Here is a 26263-nt window from a genome sequence, read left to right on the forward strand (position 1 = left end):
GCCACTCTTTCAGTGACAAAAAAACGCAAAGGCATTGGCCATGAAAACATATCACATCCTTGCATTAACGCTCATCCTGTCGTTCATGGCTACTTCGGCTCCGGCCTCCGATTACGTGACCGCGCCTCCGCCGTCCAGCTTCCGAGGGCTTGAATGGGGCACACAGCTGGCTGATGTGCCGGATATGGCTCCTGTAGCAAAAGCAGGATTCAACAACACCTTTTTCCGGCCAAACGAGAATTTGAAATTCGGTGAAGCCGAAATAATTTCAGTTGCCTATTATTTCCGCAAAGACAAACTCTACCGCGTAGGAATAGCCTTCAAGGGTCGTGTCAATCAATTTTTCCTCAAGGACATGCTCTTGCAAAAATATGGTCCAGGAAGAGGCGTGGGATTTCGCTATGGCTGGATGTGGCCGGAATTTTCCATCGACCTCTCCTTTGACAACGAGGAAAAGACCGGCGCCCTTTTCTACACCTTTGAAGGCACTCTGGACTAACGCATAGCCCGCACCTATCCCATGAGCACAGAAAAACACACGACACACAGGCCCAAAGCTCGATACAAGGCGTTCTACATTCTGAGCGTTCTGGCCCTCGCCGCCCTGTTCTGCGTCTCTTTCGGCGTCATATATACTCTCATAGTCTCTCCACCAGATAAACCGGAAACCATGATGCGCATGGTTTATCTGATCATGGTCGGAGGGTTCTTCATCCTCGCCGCCCAAGCCCTGCTTATTCTCAAACGCGTTATGTCAGTCATGGACTGCGATGCTGTTACAGCCGAAGAAATGGCAGAACGTCTCGAACAACTGGCCATTCTCGACGACCTGACCAAGGCCTACAATCGGGGCAAGTTTGAATCCGTTACCACGCGAGAACTTGCCAATGTACGCCGATACCAACACGAACTATCAGGTATAATTTTCGACGTGGACAACTTCAAAACCATCAACGAAGACCATGGCTACAGCACTGGCGACCGACTTCTGGCCAACTTGGCCCATTATGTCAATGGCAAGCTCAGAAACAACGACTATCTGTTCCGTTGGCGCGGCGGGAAATTCATCATCCTCGCTCCGCACACCGAACTAGACAAAGCCGCGTTGGTGGCAGAGAAACTCCGCCAAATAGTCTCTCATAAACTCTTTGGCGGAAAAATCAAAATGTCCATATCCCTTGGCGTAGCCCAAGCCAACGCCGAAGATACGACGGACACTTTCATGCAACGCCTTCAAGCCGCACTTGCAGGTGCAAAAAATTCTGGCAAAAACCGCGTCGCCATCAATAAGAATGACAGTTCACAGTCTTAACGATCTCCCCGCGGCTTAATCGACGCGCACACCTTTCCTCCAACAAAAATTTTAACAGGCTTCCCCTTGCCCGGTATTATGCGCTATGCTCGTATCAATCGATACCGGCCCCTCAATAACGGAATAGGATGAGACCATGCCATTCAACAAGCGCGCCTCGATCTTCAAAAACACGCCTGCTCGCGTCATCCTCCCTTCCGCTCTTATGCTTTTCCTTTTTGCTGGGTCCATTTTCTTCTATTTTCTGCCTTCTCTGGAACACGCTCTCATGCAATCCCAAAAGAACGTTATCAAGGAAATAACCAGTTCTGTCATTGGTTCGTTAGCCCACCTTCAAACCCAGGTTGAACGAGGCGAACTGACTGAAGAAGTCGCAAAAACAACGGCTAAAGAAATGGTCAAGACCATGCGATACGGCCAAGACTTCAAAGATTATTTCTGGATATCCGACATGAACGCCATCATGGTCATGCATCCGTACCTTCCAGAACTGGATGGTCAGGACCTCACGGATTTTCAGGACATGAAAGGCAACCCCGTCTTCAAAAATTTCGCAAAAACCATCCGAGAAAAAGGCGACGGATTTGTCGAATACTACTGGCAGTGGCAGGATCAACCAAACCAAATTGCCCACAAGATTTCTTATATCCGCGAATTCAAACCATGGGGATGGATTATCGGGACAGGGCTCTATACCGAGGACGTTGCGGCTAAAATCGCAACATACCGAAACAGACTCGCAATTGTTTTCCTTGCCATCCTCGTGGTCGTCACCCTGCTCTCCTTATACATCATTCAACAAATGTTCCTGTCTGAAAAGAAACGATCCACCATTCAGAATCAACGGGAACGTCTGGTCCGCGTCCTCCAAGAGAGTGAAGAAAGATACCGAACCATCGCGGACTTCGCATATGATTGGGAAACCTGGGTCGATACCAACGGCTCCATCCTATACTGCTCTCCTGCCTGCGAACGCATCACCGGATATCCCCCTGAAAAATTCTTCACCACCCCGGAACTTGTCCGTGACATCATTATTGATGAAGATCTGGCATCTTGGGATGCATACTGCGTCAAAGCCAACACCGACCACGGGGATTCTCTGGATTTTCGCATCACATCAGCACACGGCGAAACTCGTTGGCTCGGAGTGGTAGGCAGGGCTGTATCCGGTATCGGGGGCAAGCCGCTGGGCATCCGATTCAGCTTTCGGGACATAACAGATCGCAAACTCATGGAAGACCAACTCCGACATCAAGCGCTGCATGATCCATTGACCAACCTGGCCAACCGCACACTCTGCCTGGACCGCATCGAACAAGCCATGCACAGAGCTAAACGGCGAGAAAATTATTTTTTTGCTGTCGTCTTTCTGGACCTTGATCGTTTCAAGATCATCAATGACTCACTAGGGCATCGCTTCGGGGACATGGTCCTGACTGAAACAGGTGTACGACTGTCTGAAGAAATGCGAGGGCTGGACACTGTTTCCCGATTCGGCGGAGATGAATTCGTCCTGCTTCTCGATGAACTCTCCAGTCCCGGCGAAGCCATACGAATTATCAAACGCATCCGTGAAAAAATGTCCAAACCCTTCCGTTTCAGCGGCAGCGAAGTACAGACAACAGCCAGTTTTGGCATTGTTCTCAGCCCCGTGATCGACATCAAACCGGCTGATGTACTTCAACATGCAAACATTGCCATGCACCGCGCCAAAGAAGCAGGACGTAATCGATTCAAGGTCTTTACCGAACGCATGCTGGAAACTGCAGTAGACCAACTGACACTCGAAAACGATATGCGTCGCGGACTTAAATCCAACGAATTTCATCTGGCCTACCAACCCATTTTGAATCTGGACAACTCCGACCTGATAGGCTTTGAAGCATTAGCCAGATGGAGTCACCCTAGGCGAGGCAATATTCCACCGTCAGAGTTCATCCCCATGGCTGAAGAATCAGGACTTATTATCCAACTCGGCGAGTGGGTGTTGCGTAAGGCGCTGGAAACTCTCGCTCAATGGCGTGAAAAATCACCTGGCGCAGAGAATGTCTATATGTCCGTCAATCTCTCAAGCAAACAATTCACCCGGCTCGAGCTCGATAAGATGGTCGTCAAGGCGTTGAAAGACCACGACCTTCCACCATCATGCCTCCAACTGGAAATCACTGAGTCAGCCATCATGGATAACACGGAATCCGCCATTCGCTCGCTCCACCGTTTGCGCAAGGCTGGCATCCACTTTTCCATTGACGACTTTGGCACAGGGTATTCTTCACTGTCACAGCTTCAACAATTGCCGGTCGACACACTCAAAGTGGACCGCGCCTTTATTTCTCGCATGAAAACAGACCCCGAGAATATGGAGATCGTCCGCGCCGTTATTGCTTTGGCTCATTCTCTTGAATTGAACGTCATTGCCGAGGGCGTTGAAGACCCAGACCAGCTCTGTTCACTCATGGATCTAAATTGCCAATGCGTTCAAGGATTTTTCTTCCATGAACCCATGACCAACACAAAAGCTCTGGAACTCATTGAACGACGGAGTAATAAAGGGAGTGGGACTTCTAAAAATAAATTGGAACAAGCCAAACGGGACTGCAAAAAGGACAAAGGAAATAAGTAATCAATGCAAGAAAGCCTTCCGAAAGTAATACTTTCAGAAGGCTTTCTTGCATTTTTATACGTGTAGTTATTCGCCGAGATATGCCTTTCTGATATCAGGATTGGACAGCAGTTTGTGTGCGTCGTCCTCCATGACCACCTTACCGGTTTCCAAAACATACCCACGCTGTGCGGCCTGCAAAGCAAGATTGGCATTCTGTTCAACCAACACCACGGTCACACCTTGACTGTTTATCATCTTCACGATGTCGAAAATCTGCTTGACGAGCAATGGGGCTAACCCCATGGACGGCTCATCCAAAAGCAAAACTTTGGGACGGCTCATAAGGGCACGGGCCATGGCCAGCATTTGCTGCTCACCACCGGATAGAGTGCCGCCGAGCTGTTTGCGCCGCTCCCGAAGCTTCGGGAACAAATCAAACACGCGCTCCACGTCTTCCTTGATATTCGACGAGTCAGTGCGAAAAAACGCGCCCATGTCGAGATTCTCCAACACGGTCAAACGCGGAAAAATACGACGGCCCTCGGGTACCTGACATAATCCCATGGTGGGCAATACTTCGGACCCAACGTCGTTAATGCGTTTACCTTTGTAGAGGATATCGCCCTCCACGGCCTTGATTATATTGCAGATCGTCATCAACGTAGTAGACTTTCCGGCACCGTTAGCCCCAATGATGGAAACGATCTCACCATCATAGACCTTGAGCGAGATACTCTTCAACGCCTGGATGCGACCATAGGCCGAAACCACATTCTTCAATTCCAATATAGGTGTCTTATCCGCCATAATTCTACTTTAATTACTCCGCTTCTTCGGAACGGCGTCCGACACGTTTTGCAGGCCAGATACCAGCCGGACGAATAAGCATCATAAGAGTCATGACACCACCGAACACGAGCATTCGGTATAACTCCAGCCCTCTGAACATCTCAGGTAAAGCCACCAAGGCAAGAACGCCGAGGATAACACCCGGGATGGACCCCATGCCACCAAGCACAACCATGGCGAGCACCATTGCGGATTCCAGAAAGGAAAAGGACTCAGGTCCCACAAATTTCATACGCGCGGCAAAAAAGGCACCAGCAAACCCGGCGAATGTTGCACCCATGGCATACGCCAAAAGCTTCAGAAGAAACGTATTCACACCCATAAGTTCCGCAGCCGTCTCATCCTCACGAATGGCTTCCCAGGCACGCCCGATGCGCGAATAGTTCAACCGATATACCGCAAGAATGGTGAATACCGCGATAGCCAGAATGACATAATACATGGACCAAAGCGGTTTGAAATTGAAACCGAACAGCTCAGGGCGAGGAATGGACAATATACCATTTGGACCATTTGTCAGTGCCATCCAGTTGTTCAGGATAAGCCGGACGATCTCACCGAATCCGAGGGTGACGATAGCCAGATAATCGCCACGCATACGCAGTGTCGGATACCCGATTATACAACCGGCAATGGCAGCAGTCAGTGCGGATATGGGCAGACACAGCCAGAACGACAGCCCGAAATGCAGGCTCATGAGGGCATAGGTATATGCACCGACGCCATAAAAGGCGATATATCCAAGATCGAGCAGACCGGCCAAACCGACAACAATATTCAAACCAAGTCCGAGACAGATATAAATAAGCACGGAAATGGACACATCGTGAGCATACCGGCCAGTGACCAACGGGAAAATGATGGCAAGAGCAAGGACAATGGTCAGCAAAATCCAACGAGGTGTTTTCTCATAGGCCTGCCCCAAAACTCCAGTTGCGGACTTGAGGGGCGTGCCCACCATATCCAGATGACCGGCTTCCTTGACCTGATAGAAGAACATGATGAAGACAGCAGCCACAGCCACATAGCCGAAGACCTTGAACGTCTTGCCGAATTCCAGTCCCTCTGGAGTGATACCGAGCAACGGCCACAGCAGAATGAGAAACCAGATCAGGCCGACACCGCAGCCTATCCATAATTTTTTAGACTCGCGTATCGTCAACGTTCTCTCCCATAATGCCGGTGGGTCGGAAATACAGCACGGCGATCAAAATAATGAAGGCGAACACATCCTTGTACTCACCGGAAATGTATCCGGCGGCAAAGATCTCAACCATGCCGATAATCAGCCCGCCAACAAGCGCGCCGGTAATGTTGCCGATACCGCCGAGCACGGCTGCGGCAAAAGCCTTGATTCCGGGAACGAATCCCATGGAATAGTTAACCGAGCCATAATACAGGCCGACCATGATACCCGCTGCCGCAGCCAACCCCGCGCCGATGGCGAAAGTAATAGCAATGATGCGGTTGGAATTGATACCTACCAGCGCGGACATGATCTTGTCCTGTGATGTGGCACGCATGGCACGTCCTATGCGGGTCTTGAAGACCAACACGTTCAGCCCAACCAGAAGTACTGCGGTCAAGGCCACAATGAAAATCTGCATATAGGAAACTGAGACCAGCCCCCATTCGAATCCACCGGATGTAATTTCCGTGGGATATGCCTTGTCATAGACGCCCTGGGTAAGCATAAGCCCATTTTGCAGAAAAATGGACATACCGAGCGCGGCCAGAAGCGCGGCCAGTCGAGAGGCCTGTCTGAGCGGCTTGTAGGCGAGCTGCTCCACGGCCATGGCAAGCAAAGCACAGTATCCCATGGACAGAACCAGCGCGATGGCCAGACAGGCATATGGGTGCAGGCCTTGCGCGGCCAGATAAGAAATCAGGATCACGCCCATATACCCACCCGCAGCAAAAAATTCACCGTGAGCAAAGTTGATGAGCTGAATGATGCCGTAGACCATGGTATACCCCAAGGCTATCAGTGCATAGACACCGCCAAGGGTGATACCGTTGATCAACTGCTGTATGAAAAATTCTAAATCCATGGTGTTCCAGTATCCGGGGCCCTGCTCAAGCAGGGCCCCGATTTGGTTGCAATCTGGTGTATATTAATACTTTTCGCCGGTCAGAGAATTCCAGTACGGAGTAAACTCGCCGTTGATAACCTTGTACACGGTGTAGTTGGAGCCGGAATCACCGTTTTCCACATAGCTGAGCTGTTTGGAAGCGCCGGTAAAATCGAGCTTCAACAGTTCTTCGCGGACCTTGGAAGGTTCCGTGGTTCCAGCGGCCTTGACTGCCAGCATATATGCCATGGCGGAGTCAAAGGAATATGCTGAGTATGCACCAGGTTCATTACCGGTCTTGGCCTTATACTTGGTCAAGAATTCAATATATTTCGGAGCGTCTTTATCAATTGCACCGAAAGTACAATACATGCCATCGGAATCACCCTTGGCAATTTCGATGAGTTTGGGATGATAAACAGCGTCCTGTCCCATCAAAGTAGCAGTGATACCCATACGCTTGGCCTGAAGAACCATGAGCGCACCAGTGGCGGAGTTCTGCAAGGAGATATAAAAGAGATCCGGGTTAGCGGCTTTGACCTTGGTCAGCACAGCCGAAAAGTCCTTGTCGCCCTGATTCACATGGTCATGTTCCAAAACGTTGATACCAGCGGCGGTGGCGGCGGTGGCAACACCTTCAGCAAGTCCCTGTGAATATGTGGTCTTATCGTCAACGATAAAGACAGACTTTACATTTTCAACGTCTGTCATGAATTTAACAGCTGCCGGAGCCTGATGGTCATCACGACCACAGGTACGGAACATATAAGGCAAACCACGCTCGGTCACCTTGGGGTTGGTAGACCCCGGAGTGATCATAATAATATTTTCTTCAGCCAAAGTCTCGGAAGCAGGGATGGTAGAGCTGGAGCAATATGAACCGACAACACCCGTAACTTCTTCGTTTATGAGCTTGTTTGCAGCAGCCACGGCCTGTTTGGGATCACACGCAGTATCCTGAGGAAAGACTTGAATATCGGTAAATCCGGGAATCCCACCCTCAGCCTTGATAACTTCAACGGCAATCTCTGTGCCCTGACGAATATCGTTACCATCAGCAGCATACGGGCCAGTCAGCGGGGACATGGTACCGATCTTGAGAATCTGTTCGGCTTTTTTCTCTTCGCCGCCGCAGCCCGCGAGCAGCAGACCAAGAGCAGCCAGAGCCACTACCAGTACGAGTAAACGTTTCATAAACACTCTCTCCATTCGTTGCGGTTGCAGCCAGCCTCTCTACTGGCCCAAATATGCTTCAATTACTTCAGGATTCTTCTGAATTTCTTCAGGCAGTCCTTCCGCAATCATCACCCCATGATCGAGAACAACGATTCTATTGCATATGCCCATAACGACCTTCATATCATGCTCCACCATAAGCACGTTAATGCCGAGGTCGGTGATATGGCCGATAAATTCCATCAACTCCAAAGATTCTGCCGGATTCAAACCAGCCGCAGGTTCATCAAGTAAAAGTGTGTGCGGTTCACTCGACAAGGCACGGGCTATCTCGAGTCTCCGCTGATGACCATACGGCAGATTGGAAGCCACCTCATCGGAGATGTCACCCAGTCCCATGAACTCAAGGGCTTTTTGCGATTTCTCGATGATGCGCTCTTCTTCCCGCTTCTGACCGGGACTGCGCAAAATCGCACCGATAACACCGCTTTTTGACCGGCTATGCTGGGCCACCATGCAGTTCTCCAGCGCCGTCATATTCTGAAAAAGCCTGATATTCTGAAAAGTACGGGCTACGCCCATGGAAAGGACTTGATACGGTCGGCGGCCCGTAATGGTCGTCCCGTCATAGGACACAGTGCCACTCGAAGCCGTATATACGCCAGTGATGACATTGAAGACAGTCGTTTTCCCCGCTCCGTTGGGGCCGATCAATCCGACGACCTCGCCCTTACCCACGGAAAAGGAAACGTCGGTCAAAGCTTGTAGCCCACCGAATCGGACACATATGTCGTCAAGAATAAGATTTGCCATACAATTCCAATGAAAGAGTAGTATCATGCACTCCCGAGTGGGAGTCTCCGAGCCATTCCAATGCAATCATATGAAATGACGAACTTTTTACAGGGGCTATATTTATTACCCCATTTAAAAAAAAATGTCTAACTCACGTTGAAACAATTGATAAACAGAGTAATATTTAGCCAACTTCACAAAACACAGAATTTCATTCAGAATTGATCACGCTTTTTTCAAACAAACGTGATAATTGTTGCGAATTCTCATTCTTTCGAATCCGTGGAAAAACCAACGCGTGCGCTTTTCTTCTTTTCGCGGATGCGATAATCCCTTGCCAGACATCAAAGAGGAGAGTCCAAATGACAAAGACAGTTTTGATTACAGGTGCCACAGCCGGATTCGGAAAGGCTATGGCCGAACGTTATGCGGCAGAAGGCTGGCAATTGGTCCTGACAGGACGTCGAAGCGACAGGTTGGAACAATTAAAACAAGATCTCACCCCAGCCAAAGTTCACACCATCACCTTCGATATTCGCGACAAAGAAGCCTGCTTCAAAGCAGTGGAAAAACTCCCTTCCGGATTCAAAAATGTGGATGTTCTCGTCAACAACGCAGGTCTTGCACTCGGTCTTGACCCAGCCCAGTCCTGCGATCTCACAGATTGGGAAACAATGATCGACACCAACATCAAGGGACTCATGTACATGACCCGCGCCCTGCTCCCGTCCATGGTCGAACGCGATCAGGGCCATATCGTCAATCTCGGTTCCGTGGCCGGTACATATCCATATCCCGGTGGCAACTGCTACGGCGGAACCAAGGCGTTCGTAAATCACTTCTCCAAGAACCTCCTTGCTGATCTGCTCGGCACCAAGATCCGCGTCACCAACATCGAACCCGGACTCTGCGAATCCGAGTTCTCAGTCGTCCGCTTCAAAGGCGACAAAAACTCCGCCGACAAGGTCTACCAAGGTACCCAACCCATCGTCCCCCAAGACATAGCCGAGATCGTTTACTGGACAACAACCTTACCCGCACACATCAACATCAACTCACTCGAAGTCATGCCCGTCGACCAAGCTTTCTCGCCTTTCGCTATCAATAGAAAATAAGAATGCCTCCGGCGGCTGGGGGAAGGGGAGGAAAACCCCTTTGAAAAGGGTTCTTTCCTCCCCTTCCCCCAGACCCCCATCCCTTCCTTTTCCTAAACTTTTTGTGTCGCCTTCGGCGATAAAAACGCTTAATCACTATTTGTAATATTCAAAAAAAACGTCTTTATAGTATCCAACTCCTAATATAGCATTTAGCTAAAACATTAAGGAGATGCCATGACTGACTTTCATTTTTCATTACGCTTTAGTCCCGATAAAATCCCCGCATTAGCAAGTAAATATAACCCTAAAGATGATTTAGAAGTCGAACAAATTGGTAAGACAGCACAAGAGCGAGGGTTTTTATTAAAACCCGAATTCCTTAAAATTTGCGCCTGAAAGTCACCAAGAACAAAACCACATGTCGAAAAAAATGAAGCATCGCTCGTTGAAGAAATCACACGCATAGCGTTCTCCAATCCCTTTGAAGACATTCGCATCGGCATATTACCCTTATTACAAGGTGTTCAATTCCCGACAGCCTCTGCAATTCTCCACCTAACTCATAAAGATCGTTATCCCATTCTCGACTTTCGAGCCTTATGGTCATTAGGCATTGATCCTCTTCCAAATGATTACACAGTTTCCTTTTGGAACAACTACACAAAAAAATGTCGCAAATTAGCCGACCAAACTAAACTCTCTATGCGCACAGTTGACCGTGCCCTCTGGCAATATTCATCAGAAAACCAACCCAAATGATCTAAACAGCTCTTCAAATTTAGCTGGAGTGCCTTGGGGTGCATCGCACCCCAACAACGGCTATCCCTCCCCGACCACGTGAGACTTGGGAGAGTGGTGCAGATGTGCATTTTCTCGGGCGCAGCCGACCCGCAACCGTATCTTCATACGGTGAGGACTCGGTAAGGCCGAAAAATGTGCAGATGCGCCGCTATCGCAAGCCGTGTGTAGCCCGGATAACGCGCAAAAAAAGACCCCGCGCCATACAGCGCGGGGTCTTGTTTTTGAGCGGTAATCCGGGTCTACCAGCTATCGCCGCCGAATGCGTCGCCACCGAGACCAAAGTCGGCTTCGGGTTCGCCGCCAACTTCGGGGCCGGTGGACTGAGCGTCACCAGCGTCAGCAGCAGCGCCGTCACCGGCAACACCGGCAACCACAACGCCCTGGCTCTTGACCTTGTCGACTTCCGCCATCAGATCATTGAGCTTCTTGGTCATATCGTCGAGCTTACCAGAAGCAACGGTGACTTTCTGTTCACCAGCAGCATTCTGAGCATCGATGGTCTTGACCTTGGCTTCCAAGGGGCTGATCTTTGCAGCCAGCTCGGCCTTTTCAGCATTCAGTTTTTCAACTTCAGCCTGAAGGGCAGCTTTTTCTTCTTTCAAACCGGCCAGGATGTCCAGGACAGCCTTGGCGCGGACAGCCTCACCTTCGGGCAGGGCTTCAATCTTGACCTGATTACCGAGCTTGGCGATGTCGCCTTCGGCATAAGAAGTCAGACCGGGTTCTTGTTCATAAATCCAGGCCTTGGACAGAGCTTGTGCCACAGGGGCGACGTCTGCGTCCACGGAATCAGCCTGGGTGATGTAAGCCAGCATATCGAGCTGAGTCTGGTCAGCGGTGTCACCGCGGAGCACAGACACAAAAGCGTTCATTGGGAATACCTTAGCTTCAGCCATTTGATGCCTCCTTAACTAAGTAAGCTTCGTTTTTATGTTCACCCAGGCGACTATTTGTCGGCGCCCATGGGGATGCGGCCAATCTTCTTGGCGTAGGACAATGCCACTGTACGGTATACCAAATGACCCAACTTGGACCACGGCAGGTACGCGAGCAACATGAACACACCGATCAGATGCACGTAATAGATCGGGTAAGCCAGTACTGCTACGTCGAGTACACGGAAAACCATGGCAGCGATACCAGTCAGAAAGATGGTCCAGATCAAAGTGATCAGGTACCAGTCATACCAACTGGAGGACTGCTTGGCTTCGTCCAGGTTCACACGACGTTTGGTCAGAGCCATAAGGCCGTAAACCCCCAGACCAGCGCCGACCAGAGCCAGCAGCTTGACAGGATGATAAAACGGCATGGGTGTATGACCGATAGCAGACACGATGTCGCCCAAGCCAGTGATGCCAAGGAAACGCAGTGTCCAGCCGCCCCAGTGACCTGCAGCGACAGTACCGGTAACGATCATCAGAGCGATAAAAGAGAACATCAACCAGCGGTGGCCGGCAGCGCGCTTGATATCCAACTCGTCAGCTTCGTCATCATTACAATCCAGAAACTGGGTGTGCTGCAGAATTTCATACTTGGCAGTATCGATCAGACAAGCAATGAAGCTCGGCTCATCCTTACGACCAACGATGAATGTCTTGGGCTGCTCTTTGAAGGCCTTGAGCATATTGCGCACACCTGCATAAAAACCCCAAATCATGAAGGCGAAAACCAACATGAAGACAGGGTCAATGACATAGTCACCAGGGAACAGACCACCAAAGACGATCTGGCCGTCTGCGGCGGGGACCCAACCATGAGTGGCTGCATCCCAGTTGAATGTAGGCAGGAATGAACCAACCTTGCTGGCCATAATAAACCAGACGATACCATAAAACAGGGCCGGAACAGCAGCCAGAGGCAGCATGCCGCTGGAGCTGGACATCAGCTTGCCGATAATCGGCAGCGGAGCCAGAGTGCGATAGGCCATGTTACGCAGGGCAGCCAGCAGGTCACCCGGCTTGGCACCACGAGGGCACAATGTAGAACAGGTGCCGCAGTTATGACACAACCAGATATCAATATCGTTAACCAGGCGATCCTTGAGTCCCCACTGAGCCCAGACCATCTCCTTGCGGGGATACGGGTTGTCAGCCGGAGACAGAGGACAGACCACCGAACAGGTGGCGCACTGGTAGCATTTTTTCAGGGAGTCGCCGCCTATGGCCTGCAACTCTTCTACGAACTTAAGGTCCGGTTGTACCTTGACGGTATTAGACATGCCGTACCTCCTAGTAACCCTTGAACGGGTTGGGGCCGAAGTTGGTGGTGATGTTCTCAACGAACTCGTCGATCATGGCCGGAACCTGATCGTACATGTCGATGGAGACCTCGTACTGTTCAACGCGTTCAGGCTCGACACCGAGACGTCCCAGGGACTCAGCGATGTTTTCCTTACGGCGGTTACACAGTTCCGAACCCTTGACGAAGTGGCACTGATAGTCGTCGCCGTACTTACAGCCAAGCATCATCACGCCATCAATGCCCTTGGACATTGCGTCAGCGACCCAGATGGCATTGACAGAACCAAGGCAGCGCACAGGAAGGAAGCGCACATATGGGCTCCAGCTTTTACCGCGCATAGCAGCCATGTCCAGAGCCGGGGTAGCATCGTTCTCACACGCCAGGACGATAATGCGGGGACCGCCTTCTTCCAGGGTATCGGGAACTTTGACTTCCTTGATGGCCTGACCAATCTGGCTGACGCCATAGTTGGAGAAGGAGATAACACGTTCCGGACATGCACCCATGCAGGTACCGCAACGGCGGCAGCGGGTGGGATTCGGAAGCGGCGTACCCTTCTCGTCATCGTCCAGAGCACCAAACGGACACTCCTCGGTGCAACGCTTACACTGAGTACAACGCATGAAGTTAAACTCAGGAAAGCTCAAGTCACCAGAACGGGGATGTACAGACATACCACGGTTGGCGGACTCAATGCACTGGATAGCCTTAAGGGCGGCACCAGCTGCATCCTCTGCGGCAAGACCAAGGCCCATGGGCTGACGCACGCAACCAGCGGCGTAAACGCCTGTGCGGCGGGTCTCGTAAGGGAAGCAGATATAGTTGGAATCAGCGAACCCGTCGAACAACTCAAGGTCCGGGAATGCCGGGCCTTGGCGGTAGACGAAGTTCATAGTCGGATTTGCTGCGGTAGTCGGGACGATGGCGGTGGGAACCACAACCATGTCGGCGGCCAATTCGATATCTGCACCCAACAGGGTATTCTCGGCCTTGATGACAACGGAGCTGCCAGCCTCGGAAACACCGGTCACGGTGCCCTTGGTCAACATGATGCCCGGATCGTCCTGAGCGGCCTGATAGTATTTTTCATTAATGCCGGGAACCATCATGTGATCATAGATCACGTAGGCTGTAGCATTGGGAGCAAGCTCACGCACATAGTTGGCATGTTTCAAAGCGACCAGGGAAGTCAGCTCAGAACTGTATGCCAGGTGCTTAGCGGATTCCTTATCAGGATAATGGAAGGTCTCACACTCATCTTCTTCAGTGCTGCTTTCGTCGCAAGGCAATTCTTCTTCACATGCTTCGCCGCATGGGTCGTAAGAAACGCCTTCCATCAACAGAGTGGTATCAACGATGAAAGCGACAGAGGACGGAGTGCGACCATCTGCGGTCTTAATGCCACCGTTTGCAGCCATGGCTTCAAATTCGGCAGAAGTCACGACGTTCTTGATGGAACCGTAACCCAAAGGAGCCAAGAATTCGGTCTTGCCCGGCACGAATCCGGTAGCCATGACGACTGCGCCGATCTCGTACTCGGTACCAGCGATGGTAGCCTTGTACTGAGCCGGAGCGCCAGCCAGGGCTTCAACAGTAGCACCGGTAATAACCTGAATCTTGTCGTTGGACTCGACCTGGCTAATAACACCGGCAATATCAATCTTCTCCGCACGGTCACCAAAAGGTGCACCCAGCGGATAGGATTTATACATGGTAGCAGCCTTGCCACCAAGCTTATCATCCTGTTCAACGAGGATTACGGAGTAACCCACACTGGCAGCGTTGAGAGCCGCGTTCAAACCGGTGTAACCACCACCCACGACCAAAATGGTCTTGTAGGGATCCGGCAGTTCCGGTTCGGGAATCCGGCTGTTGAACAGCTTGATGATTCCCATGTTAGTGTAATCCTTGGCGATGACTTCCATCTGACCAGGGAACTGAGGATCTTCCTGATAGGACCAGACGCACTGCTCACGCAGAGAGACTCGTTCCACCTGGACTTTTTCGCCGAACTTGAAAACGTCCCACTTGGCGCGGGGCGAGCAGGCGCAGCAAACCACGCCATCCAGATCGTTCTCGGCGATATCGGCCTCAATCATGGCCTTGCCTTCCGGGCTACAAAGAACCGGGTTGGACTTGGCCACGGCAACGTAGGAGGAGTGTTTGCCATTGGCAGCGAATTCGGCCAGGGCATCGACATCGAGATTTGCCCCGATGTCACAACCTCCACAGATATATACTCCAAGCTTTTCAGCCATTGGTTACCTCCCTACCACGGTTTGAATCGCCTTCATCGCGGCAGCAGTGCCGGACTGGGCGGACTTCATGACGTCAAAGGGCTGTTTGGCACAACCGGCGGCAATGATTCCTTCGCCGTCGATGACGAAACCGTCAACGTCAATCTTTCCAGCCGGGGCCTTAAGACCAGCACAGCTGGGCTCCATACCGGTAGCCAGAACGACCATGTCATATGTCTCTTCGGTCTTGATACCGGTGAGCGCATTTTCCACGGTGACGATGGGGTTGCCTTGGGCGTCTTCAACAATGTCAGCGACCTTGCCCTTAACCAAGCTGAGTTTTTCATCGGCTTCGGTGATGGACTTGAACTTGTCATAACGACCGGGGGTACGCAGATCAATGTAGTAGATCGTTGCACTGGCGTCAGAACGTTCACGGACATAGCGAACATGCTTAAGTGAAGCCATGCAGCAAATGTAGGAACAGTAGTTCAGATGATTCTGGTCGCGAGAACCGGCACACTGGACAAAAGCAATCTTCTTGGGTTCTGCACCGTCAGAAGGACGCTGAATCTTACCAGAGGTCGGGCCGTTAGGCGCACACAGACGCTCGAACTGCATGTTGGTGACCACATTTTTCAAAGTACCGCCACCAAGGTTGGTCAGCTTGGAAACATCATAAGGTTTCCAACCCGTTGCAACAACAATAGCACCGACAGCCAAGTCAATTTCCTTGGCAGCGTCGTCCAGCTCAACGGCATCGTACGGACAGGATGCCTTAATGGCTTCCAGTTCGGACTCGGATGCATTCTCAGCATCCACAACGTAGCGCATGGGGAACATGAAGGGATGTGTCTTGTATGCCAGACTGCGAGTACCTGTGCCGAAATCAAATTCGGACTCGATCTTGGTGGAAGTTGCCTTCTCACACTTGCCACAGGCAGTACATTTTTCATTCACGAAGCGAGGACGCTGCGTGATCTTGACATCGTAGTTACCGGCGGTACCGGAAACGGATGTCACATCGGCCATTGTAATGACCTTTACATTTGGATTGTTCTTAATCCGTTGAAACTGAATCTCCAGACCACAGGACGGAGGACACAGCTTAGGGAAATACCGATTCAGCTGTGCAACCCTACCACCAATGTAGGGGTTTGTTTCAACGATGTAAACCTCGTAGCCGACTTCGGCAGCTTCGAGGGCGGCGGTGATTCCTGCGAACCCCCCGCCTACAACGAGAATACTATTATTCGACATTCTCTTAATTCCTCCCGAATAAAGTTGAGGCTCAGCCAACAAAATGGCCTAAACCCGGACCGGGAGCCCGTTCCCGGCCCGGATTCAGACCATTTTAGCCCCGGACATTTAGAAGTGTCCGCGGGCCGGGGGCCCGCGGACACGGGGTGATCATTACCTAATGCTTAGGCGTCGGGGATGATCTTGACGTAAGGCTTCTTGAAGATAGTAGTCACGCCAGTGGCGGGATCGTACGTGGAGTTACAGAAGCACTTCCACTTGGAATCGTCCAGACCCATGAAGTCGCCGCGGTAGTAGAAGCCCGGGTAACGGGATTCTTCACGGAACTCGATGTGCTGCATGTGCAGGCGGACGGTCCAGAGGCGGTGGAACTGTTCCCAACAGCGCATCAGTTCGTGGAGATCACGAGCTGCGAGCTTCTTGGAATCTTCTTCCATCATGCCGATCAACCAGAAACCGGTGTTCAGCAGAGCCTTGGAGGTCATGTACAGAGTAGCAACACCACCACCATATTCATCGGTGCACTTAATGAGGCGCATCATGAAGTTATGGGGAGTGATGTAAGCAGGGTTGACAACAGGATCGGTGGAACCGGCCTTGTTCTCTTCGTATGTGTACCAGGGCTGATAGAGCTCTTTAGCGAGATCAGCAGCGGTTTCCTTGATTGCGGGCTTGAAGTCCTTGTGGTCGACAACCCAACGGACCATCTGCTTACCGACGATGCGGCCTTCAGCATGGGAACCGGAGGAGAACTTGTGACCAGAAGCGCCAACACCATCAGCACAAGTCCAGAGGCCGTTGACGGAGGTCATACGGTTGTAGACCTTACCGTTGTCAGCTTTGATCTTGTAAGACTCGGGAACCCATTCTTCATCAGGGCCGGAACACCAGATGCCGCAGCAACCGGAGTGAGAGCCGAGGAGGTAAGGTTCGGTAGGCATGATTTCAGAACCACGATCCTCAGGAGCGCAGTTAGTAGCAGCCCAGAGGTTAGCCTGGCCAACGCACATGTCGAGGAAATCTTCCCAAGCTTCAGACTCGAGATGCTTCCATTCGGGACCGGACAGGTCGCCGCCAACAGTGTTCAGCAGGGCAGTCTTGGTGTCCATGAAGATCGGGCCGCGGCCTTCACGCATTTCACGGAGCATCATGTGGTTACGCAAGCAGGTGGGGATAATGTGACCCTTGGCGTAGCCGCGATCCTCGTAAGGCTTCAGCATAGCACGGTTGGTCTCACAGTAATCTTCACCCTTGTAGTTGGTAGCTTTGGCCTTGAAGAGGAGGAACCAAGCGCCGACCGGACCGTAACCATCTTTGAAACGGGCGGGGACGAAGCGGTTTTCCATCATGGTCATTTCGCCGCCAACCTGGGCAACCATGGTGTAAGTGGAACCTGCGTTCCATACGGGGTACCATGCGCGACCCATTCCCTCTCCAGTGGAGCGGGGACGGTACACGTTAACAGCACCACCACAAGCGACAACAGCTGCGTTGCACTTGTAGACGTAAACTTTATTCTCGCGAGTGGAGAAACCAACAGCACCAGCGATGCGGTTAGGCTCGTTAGCGTCCAGCAACATCTTAACGATGAATACACGCTCAACGTAACGATCTTCACCAATGGCGTTCTTGGCAGCTTCAGCAACGATGCACTTGTAGGACTCACCGTTGATCATGATCTGCCAACGACCGGAGCGAACCGGAGCGTCGCCGTTACGGATGGCGAGGCCTTCAGCCTTAGCCTTGGCACCGTCGAGGTTCTTGCCGTCTTTCTTAACCCAAACGGGGAGGCCCCATTCTTCAAAGAGATGGACAGAATCATCAACGTGACGGCCGAGGTCGAAGATCAAATCTTCGCGGACGATGCCCATGAGGTCGGTACGGACCATACGGACGTAATCGTCGACATCGTTGTCGCCGCAGTATGTGTTAATAGCAGACAAACCCTGAGCAATTGCGCCGGAGCGATCAAGAGCAGCCTTGTCAACGAGTTCGAGGGTGATGGACGGATCGACTTTTTCGATCCAGCGCATGGCTTCGAAAGCGGCACCGCAGTTACCCATGCCACCGCCGACCATCAGAATATCAACGTCTTTTTCGATGATTTCCGGCTCGGCGAGAGCAACACCCTTGGAAGCTTCTTTGCTGGGAAGCAGAGGCATAATATTTCTCCTAGTATTTAACGTGATTCAAGCAGTCTTAAAGACAATTACACAGGCTGGACTAGACCAGGCTGCCGTAATCTTCCATCTTCCACTCTTTCTTCAGGTCAGCTTCGGTGATGGAAGCTTCTTCCATTGCAGTCGCAATCGGGGTAACGAGTTCAGACTCGGTGAACAACAATTCGTTGTCCAGATCGGTCGGCTCGGGCTTACCTTCGAAAGGCTTGATGGAACCTTCAGCAGTAGTACGGATGGGGAACTTGAAACGTTTCACGCTGCCATTACGGAATTTGATGGTCCACATGATATCTTCAGCGGAGCGCATCGGGATGGAAGTACCACCCATGGGGGCGAAGTCGGCATACGGACGGGCTTCAATAGCGCCCTGGGGGCAAATTTTCACGCAAGAATAACATTCCCAACATGCAGATGGTTCCTGGTTGTAAGCTTTCATTTCGTCAGCATCCAGAATCATCAAGTCGTTAGGGCAAATGTACATGCAAGCGGTCTTTTCGCCACCCTTGCAGCCATCACATTTTTCCGGGTTAACAAAGGTCGGCATAACTTCTCCTCCTAAATAGGGTTTTATTATTCACAAGAACCGACATCCTCTACCTAAACAAAATATGCTCCACACAGTTCAACTGTGCGGAATCTGGGAATTAGCAAGACGATCATCCCTTGTCAACGTGAAAGTGAATTTTTTAACAAGCGACCCCTTTCTTACCAGGCACCAACCTCTTGGATATCGGCATAAAACCTCGGGTTTCGGCCTATTCCCACCAGAATAAAACCTGTGCGTCATGCCGTATATAATCCATGAAACACCAAATTTATTAATTTAAATAAACGGATCAATGCAAGCCTTTTTTCCAGCATCGATATCTTTATCACTTCTATTTCATAAGTTGTCTAAATATAAGACTAAAATTATTCGGGGCAAAAGCCTTTTCTCTAGACTTTCTTCTGAAAAACTCTACTGAGACTATTCCGCATCATATTCCTATAAAGACGATACCCTATCGCCAGAAAAAACAGCTTGACACGACTTTCACAAACGGACAATAAAGGCTGACCCTTACATGGGAAATAATCATGATGGATTGAGCGACTAGAATCGCACATCATGAATTAAGGCAATGGTTTCATTGACAAAAACTATTTTAGGAGGCTTAAATGTCCAACCTCGTAGCACCTCACGGTGGAAAAGGTCTCGTCTGCTGCCTGCTCGAAGGCGCTGAGCTCGAAGCTGAAATCAAAAAGGCTGAAGGCCTGAAGACTCTGGAAATTTCTGATCGCGCCAAAGGCGACCTGATCATGATGGGTATCGGTGGCTTCTCTCCGCTGAACGGCTTCATGACCCAGGCTGACTGGAAAGGCGTCTGCAAAGACTTCCTGATGGCTGATGGCACCTTCTGGCCCATCCCCATCACTCTGGACACCAATGACGAAGACGTCGCAGTTGGTGATGAAGTCGCTCTGAAAGCTGCTGATGGCACCGTTTACGCCACCATGAAGGTCGAAGAAAAATTCGCGATGTCCGAAGAAGACAAGAAGTGGGAATGCGAACTCGTCTACAAGGGCGAGGGCGAAGAGTCCGCTGATGACGTTTTCTGGAAGATCGCCATGGAAGATCATCCGGGCGTTCAGATGGTTATGGCTCAGGGCAAGTTCAACTTGGCCGGCCCCGTCAAAGTCCTGTCCGAAGGCGACTACGCTGCTCGTTTCCCCGGCGTTTACCTGACTCCTGCTCAGATCCGCGCTGAAATGGAAAAACGTGGCTGGTCCAACGTTGCCGCTCTGCAGCTGCGTAACCCCATGCACCGTTCCCACGAATTCCTCGCCAAGATCGCTGTTGAAGTCTGTGATGGCGTCGTGATTCACTCCTTGATCGGTAACTTGAAGCCGGGCGATATTCCCGGAGATGTCCGCATCGAGTGCATCCAGATCCTCATCGACAACTACTTCGTTCCCGAGAACGTCATCAATGCCGGTTACCCCCTGGACATGCGTTATGCTGGTCCCCGTGAAGGTCTCATCCACGCTACCTTCCGTCAGAACTACGGCATCAACAACATGCTCATCGGTCGTGACCACGCTGGCGTCGGCGACTTCTACGGTCTGTTCGAAGCTCAGGATATCTTCAAGAAGATCCCTTACCAAGATGGTTGCACCGCCGAGCCCGGAAAGGCCCTGCTTTGCAAGAACATGAACATCGACTGGACCTTCTACTGCTACAAGTGCGACGGCATGGCTTCCATGCGTACGTGCCCCCATACCAAAGAAGACCGCGTCATCCTGTCCGGTACCAAGCTGCGTAAAGCCCTGTCCGAAGGCGCTGAAGTTGTCGACCACTTTGGTCGTGACGAAGTGCTCGTTCGCCTGCGCGAATACTACGCCAGCCTGACCGAAAAGGTTGAAGTCAAGATGCAGAAAGCAGCATCCGGCGCAGACATGTAGTTCTGTCCGGTCGCTTTTTAGCTGACCATTCAAGGGGAGGTAGCAATGCTACCTCCCCTTTTTGTTTACCAGCTCTTACAAATTCCTCACGACATCGATGAAAAAGTCGCTGTTGGACAGATATATCAAAAAAAGGAGGCAATCGACTCTCGATTGCCTCTCTTTTCACAAGCGTATCAAACCAACTCTCTAAAAGATTATCCATGATACCTTTTACTGCTTGAGATGCCACACGCCCTTGTCATCACGCCAAGCCTTGGCCATAATTTCCTGACCATCCTTGGCATCTTTGATAACTACGTCACGATACACCTTTTCTTCCGACATATAAGGCGGCGCAGGTGTCGCGGAATAACTTGCACCCGTATCAGGATTGGTCCATGTCTGAGCCTGACCGGAACGACCTTTTTCAAGCGTATGCTGCACCTGTTTTTCGTCGCTTTTGTCCCACTCATTACCTACTATATAGCCCATCAAAACACCCACGCCAGCGCCGACTGCCGCACCGAGCAACTTATCATTGAAGGTCAACGCGCCGATGGTCGCACCGGCCAGACCTCCCACCGTGGCCCCTTGCTGTGCTTTGTTAGCACAACCGACTCCGGCCACTAGAAAACAAATCAGCAATGTCACAATCAAAATATTTCGCATAACAGACCTCCATTTGTTTAAAAACGACGACTATCTATTCAGACATATGTATTTTTCACGCACCTTCCATATCCTTCCAATTGCTGGCACTTTATCTCAATAAGTAAACCGAGCTTATTATTATTTCCATATCACAATTATGCCCATACCGTCACGAGCAACCTTAAAGCTTAGGTAAATTAGTGAGATAACCACCCGACAGAGCCACTTTCTGCAACACTTGCATATCGGGAACTTTCACGGTAGGAAGTCGGTTCCTCTTTTTTTGAAGAGGAACCATATCATTTATAAGGAAGACGGTAAGACTATGATCAAGATCCGCAAAAACGACAGCGGTGGTCCCTCCCCGGAACGCCCACGCAGAGACGACAGCCGAGCTCCACGCAGAGACGACAGTCGCTCCGGTAGAGACGAAAACCGAGCCCCGCGCAGAGATGAAAGCCGCGGCCCACGCAAATTTGAGAAACGAGATGGTCCTAGAGATGGCGGCCGCAAGTTCAACAAACGAGGTGGTGGCAACCGTGGTGGCCGCGACTTCTTCGGCAACAAGCCAGAAAGGCCCATGCGTGACGACGATGCTCCCGCCAAGTCCGAAGTTGTCGCCAACCATCGATTCAACGACATTTCCGACATTGACGATCAGATTCTTCATCTGCTGGAAAAACGTGCGTTCCTCATCCGCAAGGAAGGCGCATGGCGCAAATCCAGACAGAAATCCCTTGTCGATCCCAAACTTGAGAAATTGCTCAGAGGCTCCTTTGACCGCAAGGCCGGAGAACTCAGCCTCGACGCCAAGCTCGCCAAACAGCTCTTTACCGTGCTCAACCAGTTCTCACTGGCTGACGTTCGCAAAAAGTTTGAAGGTGAAGGCTACAAACTCGCTCCCCGAGTAGATCGCATCAAGGCCGGTATCGCCGGACCTCGTTCCTTCCGCTACACCCGCATGATGCTCGCTATGGCCGCAAGCTCCGGCTCAAAGGTCTCGTTGTCTCCGGTGACCATGAACGCACCCAACAAGGACTTGGCCAAAGCACTGAAACAAGTGGGCGCCCCCATTTTCTGGGACGACGATTGGATCAAGAACGAAGGCGGAAAAACCCTCGAATTTGAAGGCAACATGGCCTTCGTGGGCGAAGACCCGTTCAACTTTTACATGCTGCTTTGTCTCGCACTGGGCCATGCAGGCCGCTGCAAATTCACCGGCAAGCCGGCTTTGCAACTGCTGGACGTAGCCTCCCTGAACAAAACACTGCCGAGCCTCGGTGCACGTCTTGTTCCCATGAATCCGAACAACCCCGGCCTGCCTGTACGGTTAGAGTGTGGCGGTTTCATGGATGAAGCAATCACCCTGCCTGGCAACGTTGACCCGGAATTTGCAGCCGCACTGACGCTGGCTGCCTGGTCCTTCTCCGGTGGCCTGACGATCAAAGGTTTGAACAAGGCCGCACGCGTCCGTGTTGCTGAAGCAGTGGAGGTTCTGACCGCCTGCGGAATCAAGGCCACACTGAAAAAGGATTCTGTCACCATATCCGACGGTGTTCCAGTCATTGACACCAACCCGCTCTTGCCGTTGTCTGTCAAGCTCAACTCCATGCTCCTGGCTCTGCCCATCCTCAGTGGTGGCTCCATCAACATCGAGGGGGGCTGGCCCAAAAACGATCACGCAGACAAGGTGCTGGAACAACTCGGCGCTCTTGGCCTGACCGTGAATGTTGCCACGGAAAATGTGGTAGCCGTCATGGATGGCACTCTGCCCGAAAGTGCAATGATTACTCTTGGTGAAGACGCAGATCTCATGCCCCTGGCACTGGCTCTGGCCCTCAAGGTGGGCAACGCCACTCTGGTTGGGGCTGAAGACCCAACGGTTTTGGAATTGCTTGATCGCATGGGTGCTTCTTACGAAATAACCGAAGAAGGCGTAGAGCTAAAAGCCGGAAGACGTAAATGGGATGACACATGGTTCAGCCCGGACCCGACTTGGTCCATGGGTTGTGCGCTGGCCGCTTACTCCGTCCCCGGCATTGTGCTTGAAAACCATGGAGAGGTTACCTCGACTTGGCCTGAATTCTGGAACTTCTACAACTCCCTGCCCACCGGCATCATGAAACCCAAACCGGTACGCGAGAAGAAAGATGACACACGCAGAAGAATCAAAATTCGTTGAGAAACGTCTCAGTGAAGACATACCGACTCTGGAAGCCGAAGTCGTTGAACTGACCGTTGAGCGTGACGAAGCCATGCTCAAGATACGTCAGCTCAGGAACGATGAAGACCCGAAAAATGGCGTCTATTACCATAAAGAGATTTTCCAGTTACAGCAGGACAAGCTGCGGTTGGATGTGGAAATCAAATTCCGCACCAACAAAATCAACAGGATCAATCTTGGCATTGAGGAAATGGACACCAGCGGCGGTGTGAAGAACGGATTCCTGTTCTAGACTGGTAGCTATCCGCTTGAGCGCGTCACATCCGGGAGGTGAGAGACCCGGACAGCCTTCGGGCGCGCGCTCAAACGGCTTTGAGAGAGACCCTTTTGAACATTGAGGATTGAAGACATGGGCAAGAGCATTACGCACAAGATCATTGAAAAACATCTCGTATCCGGCGAAATGATCCCCGGACAGGAAGTTGGACTGCGCATCGATCAGACCCTGACCCAGGATGCCACCGGCACCATGGCATGGCTCCAGTTCGAAGCCATCGGCGTTGGCACGGTCAAAACAGACCTGTCCGTTAGCTACGTGGATCACAACACGTTGCAGATGGGCTTCCGCAACCCCGACGACCATCGCTATCTGCGCACTGTAGCCGCCAAATCCGGCGCTATTTTCTCCCCGGCTGGCACAGGCATCTGCCACCAGCTGCACCTGGAGAACTTCGGCAAACCCGGCACGACCCTGATCGGTTCCGATTCCCACACGCCCACGGCGGGTGGCATCGGTTCCATGGCCATGGGCGCAGGCGGGCTGTCCGTTGCACTCGCCATGGCTGGCGAAGCATACTTCATTCCCATGCCCGAAGTGGTCAAAGTCAACCTGACCGGCGAACTCACCGGCTGGGCCGCAGGCAAAGACGTTATTCTTGAACTGCTCCGTCGCCTGACCGTTAAAGGTGGCGTAGGCAAAGTCTTCGAATACGCTGGACCGGGTGTTGCAGCCCTTTCCGTGCCGGATCGCGCCACCATCACCAACATGGGTGCAGAACTCGGTGCCACCACCTCCATTTTCCCATCTGATGACCGGACCCGGGATTTTCTGGAGAAAATGGGCCGTAGCGACGACTTCATGGAATTGATCGCTGACGAAGACGCGCACTATGACGACGTCATCGAAATCAACCTGTCCGAACTTGAGCCGCTGGTCGCCCAGCCTCACATGCCGGATCAGGTGTGCAAAATCAAAGATCTGGCCGGGAAAAAGATCGACCAGTGTGCCATTGGTTCCTGCACCAACTCTTCGTACTCCGACCTCAAGAACACGGCCCAGATTCTGACTGGCAAACAAACTCCGCCTGAAACCGACCTGATGATTTCTCCCGGTTCCAAGCAGGTTATGAAAATGCTGGCCCGTGAAGGCCTCATCGAACCACTGCTGGATGCTGGAGCACGCCTGCTGGAATGTTCCTGCGGTCCATGCATCGGCATGGGCGGATCTCCGACCACAGCGGGTGTATCCGTTCGTACCTTCAACCGCAACTTCGAGGGCCGTTCCGGTACTCTGGACGGCCAGGTGTATCTGGCTTCAGCCCAGTCCGCTGCCCGTTTAGCACTGGACGGTGAATTCACTGATCCCGCCACCTGGGGCCCAGCCCCTGAGCGCGTGGAGTTGCCCGAGGACGTCCCTTCCATCCGCAACCTGTTCGTGTTTCCACCTGAAGAGACTGCCTCCGTCGAGATTCTTCGTGGACCAAACATCGTGGCCCTTGAAAATTTCGATAAACTACCTGAGACTATCGAAGCCAAAGTGCTTCTCAAGGTCGAAGACAACATTACCACCGATCATATCCTGCCTGCCGGTGCCGAGATCACGGCCTTACGGTCCAATATCCCGGCCATCAGCCAATACATCTTTAGTCGTGTCGACCAAGGATTCGTTGGCCGCATGAAAGAAGCTGGAACAGGTATTATCCTGGGTGGTGAAAACTACGGACAGGGTTCCAGCCGTGAGCATGCCGCTCTCGGCCCCCGCCATCTCGGCGTCAAAGCCGTAATCGTCAAGTCCCTGGCCCGTATCCACCGCGCCAATCTCATCAACTTCGGTATCCTGCCGTTACTGCTGGTCACCCCGGCAGACTACGACACTTTATCTGAAGGGTGCGAGTTGACGATTCCTGCCAACGACATGACAGCGGGCGGAACTATCGACATTTCGATAGACTCTGGAGAAACCATTACGGTCACAAATGATTTGACCAAAAAGGAACTGGAGATTATCCAGTCAGGTGGTCTTCTCAATGCTGTCCGAGAAGATCAATCATAAGAAGCGAGCAATTGCCGCCCTTTTTTTCGGGGTGGCGTCCTGTCAAACAGAGCTACTGGAGCTG

Annotated in this window: 21 protein-coding genes; 9 read left to right on the plus strand and 12 right to left on the minus strand. The window is 51.7% G+C overall.

Going from position 1 to position 26263, the window contains the following annotated elements; all coding sequences use genetic code 11:
- The first annotated feature begins 40 nt into the window (after nt 1–40).
- From SYK_RS10655 to SYK_RS10665, 3 genes are all read left to right on the plus strand, one after another.
- Nucleotides 41–499, plus strand: coding sequence for a hypothetical protein (locus SYK_RS10655; protein WP_281760246.1), 459 nt, complete (start codon nt 41–43; stop codon nt 497–499).
- A gap of 21 nt (nt 500–520) precedes the next feature.
- Complete coding sequence (locus SYK_RS10660) at nt 521–1312, plus strand: GGDEF domain-containing protein (protein ID WP_281760247.1); 792 nt, start codon at nt 521–523, stop codon at nt 1310–1312.
- A gap of 136 nt (nt 1313–1448) precedes the next feature.
- Complete coding sequence (locus SYK_RS10665) at nt 1449–3938, plus strand: EAL domain-containing protein (protein WP_281760248.1); 2490 nt, start codon at nt 1449–1451, stop codon at nt 3936–3938.
- A 66-nt stretch (nt 3939–4004) separates the two neighbouring features.
- Here the strand turns inward: SYK_RS10665 and SYK_RS10670 are convergent, their stop codons facing one another.
- The 5 genes from SYK_RS10670 to SYK_RS10690 form a co-directional block, all read right to left on the minus strand.
- Entirely contained in the window at nt 4005–4727 is a 723-nt protein-coding gene (locus tag SYK_RS10670; protein WP_281760249.1) for an ABC transporter ATP-binding protein, read from the minus strand.
- A 13-nt stretch (nt 4728–4740) separates the two neighbouring features.
- The gene (locus SYK_RS10675) at nt 4741–5931 is read right to left on the minus strand and encodes an ABC transporter permease subunit (RefSeq protein WP_281760250.1); all 1191 of its coding nucleotides are present in this window, start codon (nt 5929–5931) and stop codon (nt 4741–4743) included.
- Entirely contained in the window at nt 5912–6820 is a 909-nt protein-coding gene (locus SYK_RS10680) for a branched-chain amino acid ABC transporter permease (protein WP_281760251.1), read from the minus strand. Before SYK_RS10680 ends, SYK_RS10675 begins: the two co-directional genes overlap by 20 nt.
- A gap of 63 nt (nt 6821–6883) precedes the next feature.
- Nucleotides 6884–8035, minus strand: a complete 1152-nt coding sequence (locus SYK_RS10685) for a branched-chain amino acid ABC transporter substrate-binding protein (RefSeq protein ID WP_281760252.1) — start codon at nt 8033–8035, stop codon at nt 6884–6886.
- Nucleotides 8036–8074: 39 nt separating this feature from the next.
- On the minus strand, nt 8075–8830 hold the full coding sequence (locus SYK_RS10690) for an ABC transporter ATP-binding protein (RefSeq protein WP_281760253.1): 756 nt from the start codon (nt 8828–8830) through the stop codon (nt 8075–8077).
- A 344-nt stretch (nt 8831–9174) separates the two neighbouring features.
- Between SYK_RS10690 and SYK_RS10695 the strand changes: the two genes are divergently transcribed.
- Both SYK_RS10695 and SYK_RS10700 read left to right on the plus strand, forming a co-directional pair.
- Nucleotides 9175–9927: an SDR family oxidoreductase gene (locus tag SYK_RS10695; RefSeq protein WP_281760254.1), complete on the plus strand. Its 753-nt coding sequence runs from the start codon at nt 9175–9177 to the stop codon at nt 9925–9927.
- Between the two features lie 216 nt (nt 9928–10143).
- The gene (locus tag SYK_RS10700; protein ID WP_281760255.1) at nt 10144–10305 is read left to right on the plus strand and encodes a hypothetical protein; all 162 of its coding nucleotides are present in this window, start codon (nt 10144–10146) and stop codon (nt 10303–10305) included.
- A 644-nt stretch (nt 10306–10949) separates the two neighbouring features.
- On the opposite strand, the gene SYK_RS10705 is transcribed toward SYK_RS10700, so the two are convergent.
- The 6 genes from SYK_RS10705 to aprB all read right to left on the minus strand — a co-directional run bounded on the left by SYK_RS10705 (nt 10950) and on the right by aprB (nt 19172).
- Complete coding sequence (locus tag SYK_RS10705) at nt 10950–11606, minus strand: hypothetical protein (protein WP_281760256.1); 657 nt, start codon at nt 11604–11606, stop codon at nt 10950–10952.
- Nucleotides 11607–11656: 50 nt separating this feature from the next.
- Entirely contained in the window at nt 11657–12928 is a 1272-nt protein-coding gene (gene qmoC / locus SYK_RS10710; protein ID WP_281760257.1) for a quinone-interacting membrane-bound oxidoreductase complex subunit QmoC, read from the minus strand.
- A gap of 10 nt (nt 12929–12938) precedes the next feature.
- On the minus strand, nt 12939–15209 hold the full coding sequence (locus tag SYK_RS10715; protein WP_281760258.1) for a hydrogenase iron-sulfur subunit: 2271 nt from the start codon (nt 15207–15209) through the stop codon (nt 12939–12941).
- A gap of 3 nt (nt 15210–15212) precedes the next feature.
- Entirely contained in the window at nt 15213–16457 is a 1245-nt protein-coding gene (locus SYK_RS10720) for a CoB--CoM heterodisulfide reductase iron-sulfur subunit A family protein (RefSeq protein ID WP_281763268.1), read from the minus strand.
- Nucleotides 16458–16612: 155 nt separating this feature from the next.
- Entirely contained in the window at nt 16613–18610 is a 1998-nt protein-coding gene (gene aprA / locus SYK_RS10725; protein ID WP_281760259.1) for an adenylyl-sulfate reductase subunit alpha, read from the minus strand.
- Between the two features lie 61 nt (nt 18611–18671).
- The gene (gene aprB, locus SYK_RS10730; protein WP_281760260.1) at nt 18672–19172 is read right to left on the minus strand and encodes an adenylyl-sulfate reductase subunit beta; all 501 of its coding nucleotides are present in this window, start codon (nt 19170–19172) and stop codon (nt 18672–18674) included.
- A 614-nt stretch (nt 19173–19786) separates the two neighbouring features.
- Between aprB and sat the strand changes: the two genes are divergently transcribed.
- A complete protein-coding gene (sat, locus tag SYK_RS10735; RefSeq protein WP_281760261.1) occupies nt 19787–21070 on the plus strand; it encodes a sulfate adenylyltransferase in 1284 nt (427 codons plus the stop codon).
- Between the two features lie 213 nt (nt 21071–21283).
- On the opposite strand, the gene SYK_RS10740 is transcribed toward sat, so the two are convergent.
- Nucleotides 21284–21721 carry an RT0821/Lpp0805 family surface protein gene (locus tag SYK_RS10740; RefSeq protein ID WP_281760262.1) on the minus strand — a complete coding sequence of 146 codons (438 nt, stop codon included), beginning with the start codon at nt 21719–21721 and terminating at the stop codon, nt 21284–21286.
- A 307-nt stretch (nt 21722–22028) separates the two neighbouring features.
- On the opposite strand from SYK_RS10740, the gene SYK_RS10745 reads away from it, so the two are divergent.
- The 3 genes from SYK_RS10745 to SYK_RS10755 all read left to right on the plus strand — a co-directional run bounded on the left by SYK_RS10745 (nt 22029) and on the right by SYK_RS10755 (nt 26199).
- The gene (locus SYK_RS10745) at nt 22029–23885 is read left to right on the plus strand and encodes a chorismate mutase (protein ID WP_281760263.1); all 1857 of its coding nucleotides are present in this window, start codon (nt 22029–22031) and stop codon (nt 23883–23885) included.
- Nucleotides 23854–24159 (plus strand): hypothetical protein, encoded by a 306-nt coding sequence (locus SYK_RS10750; protein WP_281760264.1) that lies wholly within the window; start codon nt 23854–23856, stop codon nt 24157–24159. Before SYK_RS10745 ends, SYK_RS10750 begins: the two co-directional genes overlap by 32 nt.
- Before the next feature lie 117 nt (nt 24160–24276).
- On the plus strand, nt 24277–26199 hold the full coding sequence (locus SYK_RS10755) for an aconitate hydratase (protein ID WP_281760265.1): 1923 nt from the start codon (nt 24277–24279) through the stop codon (nt 26197–26199).
- Nucleotides 26200–26263 lie beyond the last annotated feature (64 nt).

Source organism: Pseudodesulfovibrio nedwellii, assembly GCF_027923765.1.
Lineage (GTDB): Bacteria > Desulfobacterota > Desulfovibrionia > Desulfovibrionales > Desulfovibrionaceae > Pseudodesulfovibrio > Pseudodesulfovibrio nedwellii.